Source organism: Mucilaginibacter sp. 21P, assembly GCF_019331605.1.
Classification (GTDB): Bacteria; Bacteroidota; Bacteroidia; order Sphingobacteriales; family Sphingobacteriaceae; genus Mucilaginibacter; species Mucilaginibacter achroorhodeus.
Genome location: NZ_CP063061.1, coordinates 765,602 through 783,049 on the forward strand (window position 1 = coordinate 765,602; position 17,448 = coordinate 783,049).

The following is a 17,448-nucleotide window of genomic DNA, read 5'->3' on the forward strand; positions in this document are numbered from 1 at the left end:
TAACCTTTTCAAGGTGATTAACACTCAAAGCAAGGTTTACTCTGCTTTGAATTTTTTAGGAGCAGCTTTGTGCGGCTATTCTTCGTACTTGATACAATTTTACCCATTTGTGATATTAGAAAGCATCTGGGCTGCGTTTGGGCTGTATTCATTTGTCAATGTTCCACGTGGAACATCTTAGTAGAATTTATCAAATGTTCCACGTGGAACATCAGGTTATATATGTTTAAGAAGTATAATGTTATAGTTGTAGGTGCCGGGCATGCGGGCTGTGAAGCTGCCGCTGCTGCGGCTAATTTAGGTTCATCTGTGCTATTGATAACCATGAATATGGGAACAATAGCGCAGATGAGCTGTAACCCTGCTATGGGCGGTGTAGCTAAAGGACAAATAGTGCGGGAGGTTGATGCATTAGGCGGATATTCGGGTATTATCACCGATAAAACCTCTATCCAATTCAGGATGCTCAACCAATCTAAAGGGCCCGCTATGTGGAGCCCGCGTGCACAAAGCGACCGTATGCGCTTTGCTGAAGAATGGCGCTTGGCGTTAGAACGTACCCCAAATGTAGATATGTGGCAGGATACCGTAACCTCTCTGCTAATTAAAAACAACGCCATTGCAGGTGTCAAAACGTCTATTGGTGTAGAGATAGAAGCCGATGCAGTAGTGCTTACAAATGGTACTTTTTTAAATGGTATTATTCATATAGGCGAAAAGAAATTTGGCGGTGGCCGCACGGGTGAAAAATCTGCAACGGGTTTAACCGAACAGTTGGTTACTTTAGGATTTGAGGCCGGTAGAATGAAGACCGGTACCCCTCCCCGCGTTGATGGCCGAAGCCTTAATTATTCCCTTATGGAAGAACAGTGGGGAGATGAAGTGCGTGGTAAATTCTCGTATACTGATGTAAAAGGTATTGAAGAACAACGCTGCTGCTGGATCACTTACACCAACAGTAACGTACACGAGACGCTGAAAGAGGGCTTTGAAAAGTCGCCCATGTTTACGGGGCGTATTAAAGGTTTAGGCCCTCGTTACTGCCCTTCAATCGAAGATAAAATAAACAGATTTGCGGAACGCGACAGGCACCAGATATTTGTAGAACCTGAAGGATTAAATACGGTTGAAATCTATGTAAACGGTTTCTCAACTTCGCTTCCAGAAGATGTGCAATACCGCGCACTAACGCAAATACCCGGATTTGAAAACGCCAAAATGTTTAGACCGGGATATGCCATCGAATATGACTTCTTCCCTCCTACACAGTTAGGCTTAACGCTTGAGACAAAACAGATCAGCAATCTCTATTTTGCAGGCCAGATAAACGGCACGACAGGTTATGAAGAAGCGGCATCTCAAGGCTTTATTGCAGGCATCAATGCGCATCAGAAAATAAATGATAAGCACGAGCTGATCCTTAAAAGGTCAGAGTCTTACATCGGTGTATTGATAGATGACCTGGTTACAAAAGGAACAGAAGAACCTTATCGCATGTTTACCTCACGTGCTGAGCATAGGTTACTTCTTCGCCAGGATAATGCCGATATAAGGTTAAGCCCTATTGGTCATGAGTTAGGTTTGATAAGCGATGAAAGATTAGATAAAGTGAACGCCAAGATCAAAAACTCTGACGCGATAGTTGCGTTTGCAAAAGCTAAAAGTATTGAGCCGGCAAAGGTTAATGCTATTTTGGAAGAGAATGGTACTTCAGCAATCAATCAAAACACCAAGCTTTTCAATTTATTAAGCAGGCCACAGGTAGGCTTTGATGAACTGAATGCTGTAGACGACTCATTACAAGAGCTACTATCGAAATATGATAAAGAAACAATTGAGCAGGCTGAAATAAAAATCAAATACGAGAGTTACTTTATCAAAGAAATGGAAATAGTTGACAAGATGAAAAAGATGGAAGATCGGGAGATCAATCCAAATTTTGATTATAGTCAGTTAGGTTCATTATCAAAAGAAGCACGCGAAAAATTATCAAGGATAAAACCGCGGACTTTAGGCCAGGCGTCGAGAATTTCCGGTGTGTCACCATCAGATGTATCGGTTTTGATGGTGCATGTATCAAGATAATTAATAAGTTACTGATTTACAGTTATTTATAAAATATTAATTTTAAGCCATTATTTCAAATTTTTGATATTGGCGATCATAAAAACATAAAAATCGTTTATAGGGCTTAAAATCTATGTTAAATCAAAAACCTGCCTTTTTTGCCAAAAATGTTTCCTTAATTTTTGTGATCCTGTTTGTTTTTGGCTGCGCTGCTATCCAAAGGCCGCAGGGAGGCCCTCGGGATCTCACGCCACCCAAACTGGCTAAGGCTACTCCGCCAAACATGACCAGAAATTTTAATGCAAAAGAAGTGACCCTGGAGTTTGACGAATTTTTTAAACTCACCAACACTTACCAGGAAATAACCATGAGCCCTACGCCGGAAAAACCACCGGAGTACAATGCCAACAGGAAAACACTGCAGATAAAATTTAAGGATACGCTGATGAAGAATACCACTTACGTTATCAACTTCGGTAAAGCCATCCAGGACGTGAACGAAAGTAACGTGCTTAAAAATTTTACGTATGTGTTTTCGACCGGGCAACACATCGATTCGTTAAGCATGTCTGGCACCGTGGTTAACAGCACAACGCAAGAGCGGGAAAAGGACGCAACCGTGATGATCTTTCCTTTAAGCCAGGATTCTGTTTACTTCGGTAAACGCAAGCCATCTATATTCACTACCACAGACTCATCTGGTAATTTTTCATTGAATAACCTGCACGAAGGATCTTACAGGATCTATGCCTTAAAAGAATCGAGCCCCAATAAAATATTCGACAACGATAAAGAACTTATCGCGTTCTCTAAAAAACCCATAGTGCTTAGTAAAGATACCAGCAACATCAGGCTGGCTTTATTTAACCAAGTACCCGACAAGTTTAGGGTTGAAAAGAAATTCGGTAACGACGGCGTGCTATCCTTACTATTTAACAAGCGGTTGGCTAATCCATCCGTCAAGGTAATTTATCCGGCAGCGCTAAATGATGAGAAAATAGTTGAGCTGTCAAAAAACAAGGATACGGCAACCGTTTACATGCGTAATATGAACTGGGATTCCCTTCGCGTAGCTGTTTACGACGGTAATAAGCCTTTGGATACTGTTTACCAGCGCAAGCAATTAAAAGAATCCTTTGTACGTAACCTGGGCTTTAAATATGGTATAAACCGTGATAACCGTTTAAAACCGGGATCAGATCTTTCCATTACAGCTACCCTGCCTATAGCATCTTACGAACAAGGTCTGATGATCCTTAAAGAGGATTCTACAACCATTCAAAACTTCACTATCACAAAAGATACGGCCTCTACAAGAACGGTTTATCTCAAGTACCGTTTCAGGCCGGGCAGAAAGTATCAGTTGCTTTTAAACGAAGCAGCCTTTACCGACATCTATGGTGATAAAAATAAACGTACGGCAGTTAATTTTGAGGGTGATAAACAAGAAAATTATAGTCAGCTAACCTTAAAAGTAACCGTTCCTGAACAAGGCAAAAGTTACGTAGTAGAATTGCTTGACGACCAGAAAAACCTTTTAAGAAGTGACCCGATAACGGGCAACACTTCCATCGTTTACAAAAACTATTTAACGGGCAAATATCGCATACGGGTGGTGTATGATAATAACAAGAACGGCCGTTGGGACAGTGGTAACGTGAGGCAAAAACAACAACCGGAGAACATTTGGGTTTACGACAAAGAGCTGCTGCTGAGGCCAAACTGGGAGTCAGAAGAACCCTTAGCGATACCTAAGGAACAAATTAATCCTTAAACCAACCGGAATACATAATATAATTGTTAGGCAGTTTATCCAATAAAGCCCTTTGCTCATTAGTAAGGGGCTTTATTTTTTTAGCGGGCGAACCTGCATACAAATAGCCCGATTCGCATATGGTGCGTTCTAAGACCACAGAACCGGCACCGATGATCACATATTCCTCAACTACAGCATCGTCCATTACAATGGCTCCCATACCTATTAAAACATTGTCTTTAAGTGTGCAGCCATGTACAATGGCATTATGGCCTATAGAAACGTTACTACCAATGTTAGTAGGTGATTTTAAATAAGTTGCATGTATGCAGGCGTTATCCTGTATGTTGGTATTGTTACCTATTTTAATGTAATGCACATCTCCGCGGATAACGGCATTAAACCACACCGAACAGTTATCACCCATCACTACATCACCAACAATGGTTGCATTAGGCGCAATAAAAACATCATTACCGATAACAGGAGATTTATCTCTAACCGGAAGGATTACAGGCATATTTTAATGAGTGATTGAGTGAATTATTGAATGAGTGAATATTTTATTAAGTTTGACATTGTAAGCGAAAATAGCTCAGCTGGTAGAGCATCAGTTTCCCAAACTGAAGGCCGCGGGTTCGAATCCCGTTTTTCGCTCTTTTCATTTTTCCCGTCATTGCGAGGTACGAAGCAATTTCCAAACTATCAATTTACGCTATTAAAACACCGTATCCTCTAAAACCTCCTGATGCTGAGGATAATCGGTAGTATAATGTAAGCCCCTGCTTTCTTTACGCATCATAGCAGACTTTACAACGATGTAAGAGACCTGGATCAGATTACGCAGCTCACAAAGCTTTACCGACAGCTTGGTACGTTTATAAAACTCCTCTGTTTCTTCATACAATAAACGCAGGCGGCGCATAGCACGTTCTAACCTAAAATCGGAACGAACAATACCCACATAGTCGTTCATAAGCTTTTGCATCTCGCGGATATTGTGGGTAACCAGGATATCTTCATTCAACAACTGAACACCCTTTTCATCCCAATCGGGTATATTATCCGGCACAACAATATTGGAAAAATCAACAATGGCATCTTTATATATCCGGTGCGCAAAAACCAACGCCTCTAACAACGAATTAGAAGCAAGCCGGTTAGCACCATGTAACCCGGTAGAAGAACACTCGCCGCAGGCGTACAACCTATTAATAGATGATCTGCCGCTATGATCTACCATAACACCACCACACATGTAATGGCATGCAGGCGCAACAGGTATCATATCGCGGGTCATATCTATACCCATATCTAAACACTTGGCATAGATATTCGGGAAATGTTGCAGTATATCTTCCTTCTTTTTATGACGAACATCCAGGTAAACATAATCCTCACCTGATTTTTTGATCTCTGCATCTATTGCACGTGCAACAATATCCCTTGGCGCCAATGACTTACGCGGATCATATTCCTGCATAAACTCTTCGCCATTAGTACGTTTTAAAATACCGCCAAAACCCCGTACAGCTTCTGAAATGAGGAATGACGGATATTCACCCGGGTTATACAAAGCTGTAGGATGAAACTGGATAAACTCCATGTTACGTACTTTACCCTTTGCACGGTACACCATGGCCACACCGTCGCCGGTAGCGATGATAGGGTTAGTAGTTACCGAGTAAATATGCCCGGCACCACCTGATGCCATCACCGTTATCTTAGAAAGTATCTTTTCAACATGGTTTGTTTCTGTATTAAAGGCATAAATACCGTAGCATTTGATGTCATCTGTAGATTTATCTACGAACTCGCCTAAGTGGTGCTGCGTTATCAGATCAACAGCAAAATAATGCGTTAAGATCTCAATATTAGGTTCTGCATGTATTTGTTCTAATAAAGCCCGCTCTATTTCAAAACCGGTGATATCTTTATAATGCAGTACCCGGAACTCTGAGTGCCCGCCCTCTTTCGCAAGGTCATAAATACCATCGTTTGTCTTATCGAAGTTGGTTCCGTAATCGATAATCTCGTTAATTCTTTCCGGACCTTCGGTAACAACGGCCCTTACCACTTCAGGGTCACAGAGGCCATCACCGGCAATTAAGGTGTCATTTATGTGCTTTTCAAACGAGTCTTCTTTTTTATCCACAACTACTGCCACGCCACCCTGGGCATACTTAGTGTTGCTTTCGTCCTCGTTGGCTTTTGTAACTATCAGAACCTTACCGTGCTTTGCAGCTTTAAGTGCAAAACTTAATCCGGCTATTCCCGATCCTATAACAAGGAAATCAACATTTCTGGTCATGTTTGGTATATGTATTGTGTAAAATTAGGTTTTATGTTAATAAGCGGGGTAAAAGGTGTTAAATTTGTGTAGGAAAAAAATCAGAAAAAGTCTTGACTGTTGATAACCCGGATTTTTTGAGATTTCACCGGATTTTTTGAGCGATTTATAAGACAGTTTCACATCGAAATCAACATTTTTACACACCGGTAATTATTAACAAATAAGTATTTAAAGTAAAAGTTGTTTGTGATATAGCTTTAAAAATCAAGTAAATGAAAAATATAAAAGCGTTTAAAATTGTTAATAACAATGGAAAAACAACTTTTTAGCTAATTAGTATCTCAACTTTTTAACATAACTAACACCTTAACAAACAATAGTTTTATTTTAATATAAAAAGAAGCTATTATTAATTGATTTGTGGAATGGATATCTTCGAAGAAATAAAAGTGAAAGGTTTTGCCGACGAATACTTTGACCCGTCGCTTGATCTTTTTGCGGAAATAGATAAGCTCAAAAAAGAAAAAAATGCAGTTATACTGGCCCATTATTACCAGGAAGGAGATATACAGGATATTGCCGATTATATCGGCGATAGTTTGGGCCTTTCGCAGCAGGCTGCTAAAACAGATGCCGACATTATTGTTTTTGCCGGTGTACATTTCATGGCCGAAACAGCCAAAATATTATCACCAAACAAGAAAGTTCTGTTACCGGATCTGAAAGCCGGCTGTTCACTGGCCGACAGTTGCCCCCCACATTTGTTCAGAAAGTTTAAAGAGCAATACCCTGATCATTTGGTAATTACCTACGTGAACTGTACTGCAGAACTGAAAGCTTTAAGCGATATTGTTTGTACATCAAGCAACGCGGTACAGATTGTAGAAAGCCTGCCAAAAGACCAAAAGATCATCTTTGGGCCGGACAGGAACCTGGGTGCATGGGTGGCTAAGAAAACTGGCCGCGATCTGGTATTATGGAATGGTGCTTGTATGGTGCATGAGATCTTTAGCCGGGAGAAGATAACCAAGCTGAAGGAACGCCATCCTAACGCTAAGTTACTTGCCCACCCGGAGTGTGAGGAAGTGATACTGCAAATGGCAGATTACATAGGCTCTACTACCGGCATCCTCAAGTACGCTACCAATAGCCCTGAGAAGGAATTTATAGTAGCTACCGAATCTGGTATTATGCACCAGATGCAAAAGGAAAATCCGGACAAAACATTTATCCCTGCGCCACCAAATAACCATTGCGCTTGTAACGATTGCCCGCACATGAAACGCAATACGCTTGAGAAACTTTACCTGTGCTTAAAAAATGAAATGCCTGAAGTTGAAGTTCCTGCGCACATCATTAAAGATGCAGTTAAGCCTATCGAGCGCATGTTAGAAATATCAGCCAAATTAGGTTTATAAGCCTTTTAAGACATTTGCCTGCGGAGAGGTGTCTGAGTGTGATCAATAGTAAATAGTGTCTTAAACGGTCGCTATTGGGAAACTCAGGTAAAAGGTTGTACCTACATCAGTAGTGGTATCAAACCAAACCTTTCCGTTGGCATTTTCTATAGAGTTTTTAACAAAGGCCAAACCTAAACCAGTGCCCGAACTTTTGGTAGTAAAGTTTGGTTCAAATATCTTTTCGCGCATATGCTCCGGTATGCCGCTCCCATTGTCTTTAATGGTCAACAAGATATTTTTTGTAGTGATAAGGTAGTTGATCTCTATCTCACACTCTTTATCATCAGGTGTGGCTTCTATGGCGTTTTTAAGCAGGTTGTTAAAGCAACGCAATAGTTGGTCGCGGTCGGCATCTATATTAAACAAGTCTTCCGGTGCCTGGTAAATTATCAATACGTTATCCATCTGTTTAAAAATGGTAACGGCCTGGTTAAGTATATCAAATATATTGAGTCTTTCTATCCTCGTATCAGGCATCTTAGCGAAAGCGGAGAACTCTGATGCAATGGATGATAAACTTTCTATCTGCTCAACAAATGATTTGCTGAAACGCTCAAATTTCTGATCGAATTTAGGGTCCTTATCCTTCCATGATTTATCCAGCAGCTGCAAGCCTAACTTTAGTGGCGTAAGCGGATTTTTGATCTCGTGCGCAACTTGTTTAGCCATTTCGCGCCATGCACTTTCGCGTTCAGACTGGGCAAGTTTTACAGCGCTTTGCTCAAGTGCCGCTATCATCTTGTTATACTCTTTAATAAGTGCACCTATCTCGTCGTCTCTGTCCCAATGGATAGGTTCGTTCTTTTTGCCGTAGATGGTTTTACTTAAGTTATACTGTATAAAGTTTAATGGTGCCGTTATCTGTCTTGCAATTATAACTGCAAATAAACCAATGGCTATAAATATCAATGCATAAACGTTTATCATGATATTTAATAACGATCCTATCCTTTCAGTGTAATCGGCCTGGTTGGCAAAGTAAGGTAGTTGCAGGTAGGCAATGGTTTCATGTTTTACGTTTCTTATGGGCGCATAAGCTGCTTTATAAGCTAAGCCGCCAATTTTCTCCTCGTTTAAAACTTCAGACTTTTGTAAACCGCTTAAAGATAAAAATGCCCTGCCGTTTATTTGTGGTCTTAATAAACCGTAGTCATATATTTTAGGCTGGGTAGTGAGCAATAATTTACCATTAAGGTCAAATAAGCTTAAGTCTGATGAATAGTTACCTGCAAGGTTATCAAAGTTCACTTTTGCCTGCTCATCAATTACGTTTAGCCTGTCTATCAAAGGGCCAACTTCAAAAGCGGTGGCTATTTGTAAAATCTTATTCCTGATGGTTTTCTCCTGCTGTATCTGGAACTGAGAACTGATAGAGAAGAAAGTAATGATACCTACCAATAACAGTGTTAGTACCACTGCAAATATCATGGAGAATTGTATCCGTGTGCGGTATAATATCTTATCCAGGTTTATTTTAAAACCCCATTTTATACGGTTATTATTTACGGTTAAAATACGTACCCTTATCCATATTAACCTGAGCAGTATAACCACAGTACCAAAAATCAACAGCACCACAAAAAAGAAAGTTAGCGCTGTAATATTTGAAAGAACTGTATTATACTCCTGCGTAACCACTATCAGGTTACGCTCGCTTTGCTTGTACAACAAGTGTTTGTATTGAGTAAAGCGGCCGCCAAGTGCGTTATTAATACCCTTTGTTACTTGCGTGGTGTAGTCATGCAGTTTACCTTTAAATTCGGTGTTTTTAACGCTGTAAACGTAGTTTCCGCTTTGTGCAACAAGCCTGTTATCGGTGTAAAAGGCGTATGAATAATTTTTAAATTCATCGCTGTTACCCTTAACATCTTTATCTATCAGCAGGTCCGGGAATGATCCGGGTGTTAATAATGGTTTAGATTTTAACTCTATAACTACGGTACCAAGGTTATCTTCGTTATCGTAAACCGGCAGTATGGCAAAATAGCTTTGAAAGCCAAATGATTCGTTTTCGCGATAAAAGTAGTCTGATACCTTGTAGGAATTGTAGACCACCATGTCCTTAAACACGTCAAGGGCGTAGTTTTTCTCTACAGATATTGGTGTTCCATTTTTATCATAGCCATGTACATTAAAATCATATTTAGACAAGTACTGGTCAAAGTAGATCTTTTTTAAACGCGTCTCCAGGTAATCGTCGCTACGGTCAGCATTTTTAAAGTAAGATACCAATAGCGAGTCCTTACTCAGGTCTTTTTCTATTTTTTTGAAGATACCATCGGCAATAGCATCATCAGGCATTTCTAATTTTTGGATAAGTACTTTACGCAAGCCCTCTTCCCGTATCTGTTCAAAATGGTTGAGTTTTGTGGCCGATATAATGGTACATAGTAATATGATCCAGATAAAAGTTATGGAACTAAAGCGCCTGTCATCAAACTGGTAAGCATACCCCCTAACCAGTATGATCAGCATCCACAAAAAGTTGAATATGCTGAAATCCCATACCACGGTAAAAACAATGGTAGTTACAATAACAACTCCTAAAAGAATGAATGCTTGAGTAAGTACCGGAATGTTTAATGAAAAGCAAACGCTTAAAGCTATCTCTGTGATGAGATAAAACATCAGGAAGCTGAAACATAGCATCAGCACGCCCATGTAGCTAAACCCATTCAGGTTTAGGATGTTGTTTACATCAAAGTTTATTTTAGAGTTGATTACCAGGCCATAGAATACGTTTAGCAGGCCTGTGGTTGTAAAAACAATTACGCCTATGATACAGGCGAGTATGACATAACTAAGCGGCTTGCCCGGTTTTTTGGTTAATAATTTATTGCGTTGCGTATAGGCGAAAGCAAAGAACCAGCACAGGCAAAGTATATTGATACAAAAATCGCCCAAAGAGCGGAATATGGGCGATGAAGCATACAAATGCGGACTAAAAATGGATAGCTGATCTGTAAAAACCGGGATACCAAACGCTAAGTTTATTACCCTGATTATCACAAGGGAACCTGCCAGGAAAAGTAATGAGGCATAAACCCGTTTGCGGGCCAGGTGTTGGGTTATATTTTGTATTAGTATACAAAGTGTGATAATGGCCAATAGCCAAAAGCCCACCACCAAATTAAAAAAGCTGCGGTTAACACCTTTGGTAAGCTTTAAAGAAAATAGGTAAGTACCTTTTACATTATGAACAGGATATACCTGCTTATCGGTGAAATCGGCAATGTCAATGTTCTTATCAGTTGTGAGGTCTTTAATAAAAACATTGTTTAAATACTCGTTACCAAAAGGGTAATTGTTTTTAACGGGGATAAAGAACATTACTACCGTTTCACCATCGGTTTTGCGGATAGATTCGTAATAACCGTTGGGTTGGCTGATAAAAGAGCAACCCTCTTTAATGCGCTGCAGGGCTTTTTGAGGAATTACCCTAATACCCGACCAAAAATCTAACTTCCCTTTTTTGTAAACCAGGGTCCATATACCTTTATCTGTTGTATAGTCCTGTATATATTGTATGCCCTTATCCGGGGTGTTTCTTAAATTTTTAAGCTCTTCAAAAGCCTTTTTGTTATTGATAATATCATATACAAGGGCCTCTTTTTTATGAAGATTATTTTCGAAAAGGCGGGCTGATTGTACCAGGTTGTTGGCAGGCGTATAGGTGCCTTCTATCGCCAATGCTGTAAACAACAAACTGGCAAATACCAAAGCTAACAATACCCGTATCTTCCCTGCCGTTGACAATTTTCTTATATTTATAATTTAATAATAAAGCCACCTGAAATAGGTGGCTCAAGGTATTTTATTGTACAGCAGCGCTTGATGTAGCTACCTCGCGGTTAACCTTTTTAACCAGGCCTTGTAAAACTTTACCGGGGCCAACTTCTGTAAAGCTGGTAGCACCATCCTCAAGCATGTGCTCTACAGTTTGTGTCCAGCGTACCGGCCCTGTAAGTTGGGCAATTAAATTATGTTTTATCTGCTCAATATCAGTGTAAGGTTTTGCATCTATGTTCTGGTAAACAGGGCAAACCGGGGTGTTAAAATTAGTATTAACAATGGCATGCTCAAGTTCAACACGTGCGGCTTCCATTAATGGTGAGTGGAAAGCACCACCAACGTTTAATTTCATGGCGCGTTTGGCACCTGCAGCAGTCATTTTTTCGCAAGCAGCATCTATACCGGCAACCGTTCCTGATATAACCAATTGACCGGGGCAATTATAGTTGGCAGGCACAACCACATCAGTTAATTGCTGGCAAATGTCTTCAACCGTAAAATCATCTAAAGCTAAAATAGCGGCCATCGTGCCCGGCTGTATCTCGCAGGCTTTTTGCATGGCGTTAGCCCGCGCAGCTACCAGGCGTAAGCCATCTTCAAAAGATAAGGCACCCGATGCTACAAGCGCAGAAAACTCGCCTAAGGAGTGACCTGCAACCATATCTGGTTCAAAATCGCTACCCATAACCTTAGCCAATATCACCGAATGCAGGAATATGGCAGGCTGGGTTACGTTGGTTTGTTTCAGATCTTCTTCGGTTCCTTCAAACATCACATCAGTAATGCGGAAACCTAAAATCTCGTTCGCTTTTTCAAATAACTCGCGGGCCTGTTCGCTTTGTTCGTAAAGGTCTTTACCCATGCCCGGAAACTGGGCACCCTGCCCAGGGAAAATATATGCTTTCATTTCTTTAGTTTATAAGTGCATTGGTTCAATGGTTAATTGGTAGTAATACCAACATTCATCCTAATGAACTAATGAACGATTAAGCTAATGAACTAACTTAATCGTGATGATATCAAATTCAAAAACTCTGTTCTGGTTTTTTCTTTTAAAAATTCGCCGGTAAATGCTGATGTGGTGGTTACCGAATTTTGTTTTTGCACACCACGCATGCTCATGCAAAGGTGGCGGCACTCTATCACCACGCCAACACCGATAGGGTTAAGCGTTTCCTGTATGCAATCACGTATCTCGTTTGTTAAACGCTCCTGCACCTGCAGCCTGCGTGCAAACACATCAACTATACGCGGTATTTTGCTTAAGCCTACAACATAGCCATTTGGAATGTAAGCCACATGCGCTTTGCCAAAAAACGGCAGCATATGGTGCTCACACATCGAGTAAACCTCAATATCCTTAACAATTACCATTTGGCTATACTCCTCTTTAAACATGGCCGATTTTAGGATGCTTTGTGCATCCAGGTCATAGCCATGGGTAAGGTAAAGCATTGCCTTGGCAACACGTTCAGGTGTTTTAAGCAGGCCTTCACGTTCAGGGTCTTCGCCTATCTCTTTTAAAACTTCGTGGTAATGTCCCGATAGGTTGGCAATCAGCTCGGGATTGTAGCGGTCTATCTTTTGATAACCATTAATACCGGCGTCCCTGTCAGGGATGTTGTCGTCGTCGTCGATCATGTATCAGCTTTTAACCGCCAAAGTACTCGGCAGAATTATTTTCGGTTTCAAATAACTTTACAGAGTGTAGAAATACACCCTCGTGCGCTTCAATAGGGCCTCGTAACTGGTTAAATATCTCTATGGTAAGTAATTCTGTCGAAGCCATTTTGCCTGCCATAAAATCAACATCCTTATTGATGTTCTTATGGTCCAGTTTTTCTATCACGTATTCGTTAATAATCTGTTTGAGGTCTTTCAGATCTATCAGGTATCCGGTAGCATGGGTAACCTCGCCCTTAACAGTTACAAAAAGGTTATAATTATGGCCGTGCCAGTTGGGGTTTGCGCATTTGCCAAAAACCTCAAAGTTTTTTTCGGCACTCCACTCTTCGCGGTACATGCGATGTGCCGCGTTAAAATGTTCCTTGCGCGTTATATGTATCATCATAAATTTACTGGTGCAAATATACAAAACAAAAACAGGCCAGTTGTTTTATCTTAGCCATCAAAAATTAGCTTATGCGGGTATTATTTGTAGCAGCTACGGAATTTGAAGTAAGCGAGTTAAAGTCAAAAGTCAAAAGTCAAAAGTCAAAACAGAATAATGATGGACAAGGCGGCCAACTGCCAACTGATAACTGCCAACTTCTAATAACAGGTGTAGGCATGGTGGCAACAGCATATGCCCTTGGCCGTGAACTGGCGACTAACCATTATGACCTTGCTATTAACTTGGGTATCGCCGGCAGTTTTGACAGGAACATTGCCCTGGGAGAAGTGGTTGAAGTTACCACAGATACTCTTGCCGAATTAGGTGCCGAAGATGATGAAAAGTTTTTGCCGATAGACGAAATGGGCTTCGGAAAAGGCGCCTTCGCCGCAAGTAGATCACTTAGTGAAGTGATGGATATTAGATTGAAAAAATGTACAGCCATAACTGTAAATACCGTTCACGGCTGTGAACGCTCAATAGCTAAATTGAAGCAAAGAATGAACGTTGAGATAGAAAGTATGGAGGGAGCGGCGTTCTTCTACGCATGTACCGAGGCCAAAGTAGCATGCTTCCAGCTACGTTCTGTGTCAAACTACGTGGAGAAACGCAACCGTGATAACTGGCAAATTGGCCTTGCCGTCAAAAACCTTAATGAGGTGGCTATCCGGTTACTGGATGCCCTTGCAGCGCAAAATTAAGGTGACAAGATTTTGTCAGCGTTCACAAGTGTTCACGGTGTTCATGTGTGTGAACGTGAACACCTGCTGTTAATAAGCCCTCTCTAAATCTCCCCCTTAAGAAGAGACTTCAAAGAAATTATTGAAGCCCCCCTGCCTCGGAGAGTGGTTGGGGTAGAGGCTGATTATTTCGCTTTCTCTATGCGTAAACCTGCATCAGAAACATCGTGCAACGGGTTATCGCGCATGTTTTGCTCTAATTCAAAATGCCATTTACCCGCCGCCGGGAACTTAAAGTTTTTACGGATGGGGATCTGGTAGCTGTAAAGGTTACCTGTGCCGCTGCCTAACCACTCGCCATCGGGCTTGGCCAGTTTGAACTCGTAACGCGTTACCAGCGTTTTTTTGCCGGGCGATGTCATCTTAACCAGCGCAAACAGGTTAGAGTAGCGGTAATTGCCGGTTACCCTTGCATTGAAGTAAAGATTATAGGGAATGCTGTTATCGGCAATATCCACATCATACTTTACCCTGTTAACGTATGACCAGTTATGATTAGCTATCTCGGTGTTGTTATCAAAAACCTGCGAAGGATCTGAACAGGCCTGCAAAGCGGCCATAGCTACAACCGATACCCAAAACAATTTAATCCTCGCCATACAATTACTGCGGATTTTGGGGTGCATTATTACCGCGTTCCTGGTTGCCACCGCCACCACCCCGGTTGCCGCGGTGCCGTCTATTACGGTTGCGGTTACCGCCTTCAGCTCTTTGCGCCTCATTTTGTGCACCATCAGGTCTTTCGGCCTGGTTTGGCTGCGGGCGATTAGGCCTATTTTGCTGTTGTGGCTTGTTGCCGCCATCATTCGGTTTTACCTCGGGCCTTGGCTGGTTTTGCGGGCGGTTATTGCCTTCAGTTCGCTGCGCTTGCTGCTCGCCACCCTGGCGATTTTTATTGCGGCTTTTTTGTTTTTGCTTGTTTTTGTTGCGGCGCTCATCCAAACGGGTAAGGCTGTCCTGCCCAACTACGTTCTCATAATCGAGCACTTTTGCGGGTTTGGTTTCTACCTCTACTACCTCACCTAAATTCTCTACCAGTACACCTTCTTTGTTAAGCTGCTGTATCTCCTTAACCCGTTTAATTGGCAGCGGTATCCATGATTCTGCACCAGGGTAGCTAAACCACATTACACGTTTAAAGATGTCTGTTTTTTGCAGGCGGGCATCACCGTTTTCGGTTTTTAGCACGTTGACATTATCAGGGATGTGTTTTAGCGCATCCATGTAAGTGTCTAACTCGTAGTTGAGGCAGCATTTTAATTTACCGCACTGGCCTGCAAGCTTTAGGGTATTTAAAGATAGATTTTGATAACGGGCTGCTGCTGTAGAAACGGTTTTGAAATCGGTAAGCCAGGTGCTGCAGCAAAGTTCGCGGCCGCATGAGCCAATACCGCCTAAACGGCTTGCCTCCTGGCGCATACCTATCTGGCGCATCTCAATACGGATGCGGAAAGCTTCAGCCATTTTTTTGATCAGTTCCCTGAAATCTACACGGCCTTCGGCGGTATAATAAAAAGTAGCTTTGGTTTTATCGCCCTGGTAATCTACGTCGCTTATCTTCATAGATAAGTTTAAGCTAAGTGCCAGCGTGCGCGATTTGTGCATGGTTTCCCACTCCAAACCTTTTGCAGCCTGCCACTTATCCACATCAGCAGGTGTTGCACGGCGGTAGATTTTCTTCACAACATCGGCTTCTTTAACATGGCGCTTGTGCATTTGCATGCGCACTAACTCGCCGGTTATAGATATGTTACCAATATCGTAGCCGCCCGTGTTGGTTTCAACGGCAACCAGGTCGCCGGCCTCCAGGTAAATATTGTCGTTATTATGATAAAATTCCTTTCTCGATCCTTTAAATCTTACTTCAACTATCGAAAAAGGCTTATAATTAGTTGGCATGTCCATGTGCGACAGCCAATCGTGTACATCAAGTTTGGCGCAACCATTAGTAAGGCATGAGCCATTACTTTTGCAGCCTGCCGGCGTACATCCGCCGGATGAGCAACTTCCGCATCCCATAATTAGTTCGGTATATAGTGATTCCCCTGGGGGACAATTTTCAAATGTAATATTTTTATAATCTGCAAAGATACGTCTAAAAACAAGATTTTTGGATTGGCGTTCCTTTCGATGTGGTAATGTGCAGTTTCTAACTCAGCTATTACCGCCTGCCCCATCGACAGATTGATAACGCCCGACATTTTTTTCGCAATCTCCATCTCATGCTCGGGCAGCTTAACAATGCGCTCGGCACCGGCACGCAGCAGGCAGCATTCCCTTAAAAAACTTATACCGTATCTTATAAAATTCTTTTGATTCTCCCGCCCCATCTTGGCTGCCTGGTCTACAAAGCTTAGTACCTCAAGGCCTTTATTGCTAACGCACAGGCGCAACCATTGCACAAAAAGTTCATGGTAGCTTTTGGAGTCCTGCTGTAGAATAGCCAAAGCTTCGGTCATGTTTCCGTTTGCCAGGTAGGCTATTTCTGAAGCCGCCGTTTCTGTTTGATGGTGGCGCGTGAGCATCTCGGTTTTAATGTCCTCGAAATTTAAACAAGGAATTTTCACCAGTTGCGTACGCGAAAGAATAGTGTTCAGTATCTGGTCCTGGTTCTGCGCCACCAGCAAAAACAAGGTATTTGGTTGGGGTTCTTCAATTACTTTAAGCAACGCATTTCCCTCTTTGTCCAGGTACTCGGGCAGCCAAAGGATCAGGATCTTGTAAACAGACTCGAATGGTTTAAAACTTAGCTTCTTGATGATCTGGTGGCACTCGGCAATATTGATGTTGGCTTGTTTGTTTTCGGCATCCAGATAACCCCGCCAGATATCAAGGCTTAAGTAAGGATTAGCCGTAAAAGCCTGGCGCCATTGCTCAATAAAAGTAAGGGCATTATCATCTTTGTGCTTGGCAAAAAACGGATAGGAAAAATGCAGATCGGGATGCATCAGTTTATGGTACTTGCGGCATGATGAACATACACCGCAAGAATCATCAGGCTGCTTATCCTCACAAGAGAGATACTGCGCATAAGCCACGGCCAAAGCCAAAGAACCAGAACCTTCCGGCCCTAAAAACAGCTGCGCATGGCTTACCCTGTTCTCAGTTACCGAATTGATCAGTCTTTGCTTTACCTCCTGCTGCCCTATGATCTCCTTAAACTGCATTTGGTGCAAGATAAGGATTAGATATGAGATGTAAGATATCGTACGAACCACAAACCACCC

13 protein-coding genes and 1 tRNA gene are annotated in these 17,448 nt (G+C 41.9%); 5 read left to right on the forward strand and 9 right to left on the reverse strand.

Annotation, left to right across the window (positions count from 1 at the left end):
• Positions 1–222 precede the first annotated feature (222 nt).
• Positions 223–2,085: a tRNA uridine-5-carboxymethylaminomethyl(34) synthesis enzyme MnmG gene (gene mnmG, locus INP83_RS03340; RefSeq protein WP_219126298.1), complete on the forward strand. Its 1,863-nt coding sequence runs from the start codon at positions 223–225 to the stop codon at positions 2,083–2,085.
• A 115-nt stretch (positions 2,086–2,200) separates the two neighbouring features.
• Entirely contained in the window at positions 2,201–3,841 is a 1,641-nt protein-coding gene (locus INP83_RS03345; protein ID WP_219126299.1) for an Ig-like domain-containing protein, read from the forward strand.
• On the opposite strand, the gene INP83_RS03350 is transcribed toward INP83_RS03345, so the two are convergent.
• Positions 3,831–4,343, reverse strand: coding sequence for a gamma carbonic anhydrase family protein (locus INP83_RS03350; protein WP_219126300.1), 513 nt, complete (start codon positions 4,341–4,343; stop codon positions 3,831–3,833). The genes INP83_RS03345 and INP83_RS03350 overlap by 11 nt on opposite strands.
• A 64-nt stretch (positions 4,344–4,407) precedes the next feature.
• Between INP83_RS03350 and INP83_RS03355 the strand changes: the two genes are divergently transcribed.
• Positions 4,408–4,480 (forward strand) — tRNA-Gly (locus tag INP83_RS03355).
• Between the two features lie 61 nt (positions 4,481–4,541).
• On the opposite strand, the gene nadB is transcribed toward INP83_RS03355, so the two are convergent.
• The gene (gene nadB, locus INP83_RS03360; RefSeq protein ID WP_219126301.1) at positions 4,542–6,134 is read right to left on the reverse strand and encodes an L-aspartate oxidase; all 1,593 of its coding nucleotides are present in this window, start codon (positions 6,132–6,134) and stop codon (positions 4,542–4,544) included.
• A 407-nt stretch (positions 6,135–6,541) separates the two neighbouring features.
• On the opposite strand from nadB, the gene nadA reads away from it, so the two are divergent.
• Positions 6,542–7,534, forward strand: a complete 993-nt coding sequence (nadA, locus tag INP83_RS03365) for a quinolinate synthase NadA (RefSeq protein ID WP_219126302.1) — start codon at positions 6,542–6,544, stop codon at positions 7,532–7,534.
• Positions 7,535–7,594: 60 nt separating this feature from the next.
• Here the strand turns inward: nadA and INP83_RS03370 are convergent, their stop codons facing one another.
• From INP83_RS03370 to INP83_RS03385, 4 genes are all read right to left on the reverse strand, one after another.
• A complete protein-coding gene (locus INP83_RS03370) occupies positions 7,595–11,332 on the reverse strand; it encodes an ATP-binding protein (RefSeq protein WP_219126303.1) in 3,738 nt (1,245 codons plus the stop codon).
• A gap of 58 nt (positions 11,333–11,390) precedes the next feature.
• Entirely contained in the window at positions 11,391–12,275 is an 885-nt protein-coding gene (fabD, locus tag INP83_RS03375) for an ACP S-malonyltransferase (RefSeq protein ID WP_146273220.1), read from the reverse strand.
• A 92-nt stretch (positions 12,276–12,367) separates the two neighbouring features.
• Positions 12,368–13,009 (reverse strand): GTP cyclohydrolase I FolE, encoded by a 642-nt coding sequence (gene folE / locus INP83_RS03380; RefSeq protein ID WP_146273221.1) that lies wholly within the window; start codon positions 13,007–13,009, stop codon positions 12,368–12,370.
• A gap of 10 nt (positions 13,010–13,019) precedes the next feature.
• Entirely contained in the window at positions 13,020–13,436 is a 417-nt protein-coding gene (locus tag INP83_RS03385; protein ID WP_146273237.1) for a 6-carboxytetrahydropterin synthase, read from the reverse strand.
• 74 nt (positions 13,437–13,510) lie between these two features.
• On the opposite strand from INP83_RS03385, the gene mqnB reads away from it, so the two are divergent.
• The gene (mqnB, locus tag INP83_RS03390; protein WP_219126304.1) at positions 13,511–14,182 is read left to right on the forward strand and encodes a futalosine hydrolase; all 672 of its coding nucleotides are present in this window, start codon (positions 13,511–13,513) and stop codon (positions 14,180–14,182) included.
• Positions 14,183–14,346: 164 nt separating this feature from the next.
• Here mqnB and INP83_RS03395 read toward each other — a convergent pair whose 3' ends face one another.
• Genes INP83_RS03395 through INP83_RS03405 form a run of 3 tightly spaced genes read right to left on the reverse strand, consistent with a single transcriptional unit; the run spans position 14,347 to position 17,388 of the window.
• Positions 14,347–14,820, reverse strand: a complete 474-nt coding sequence (locus INP83_RS03395; protein WP_219126305.1) for a gliding motility lipoprotein GldH — start codon at positions 14,818–14,820, stop codon at positions 14,347–14,349.
• Between the two features lie 4 nt (positions 14,821–14,824).
• Entirely contained in the window at positions 14,825–16,240 is a 1,416-nt protein-coding gene (ricT, locus tag INP83_RS03400; RefSeq protein WP_219126306.1) for a regulatory iron-sulfur-containing complex subunit RicT, read from the reverse strand.
• A 2-nt stretch (positions 16,241–16,242) separates the two neighbouring features.
• The gene (locus tag INP83_RS03405; protein ID WP_219126307.1) at positions 16,243–17,388 is read right to left on the reverse strand and encodes a hypothetical protein; all 1,146 of its coding nucleotides are present in this window, start codon (positions 17,386–17,388) and stop codon (positions 16,243–16,245) included.
• Positions 17,389–17,448: the final 60 nt, after the last annotated feature.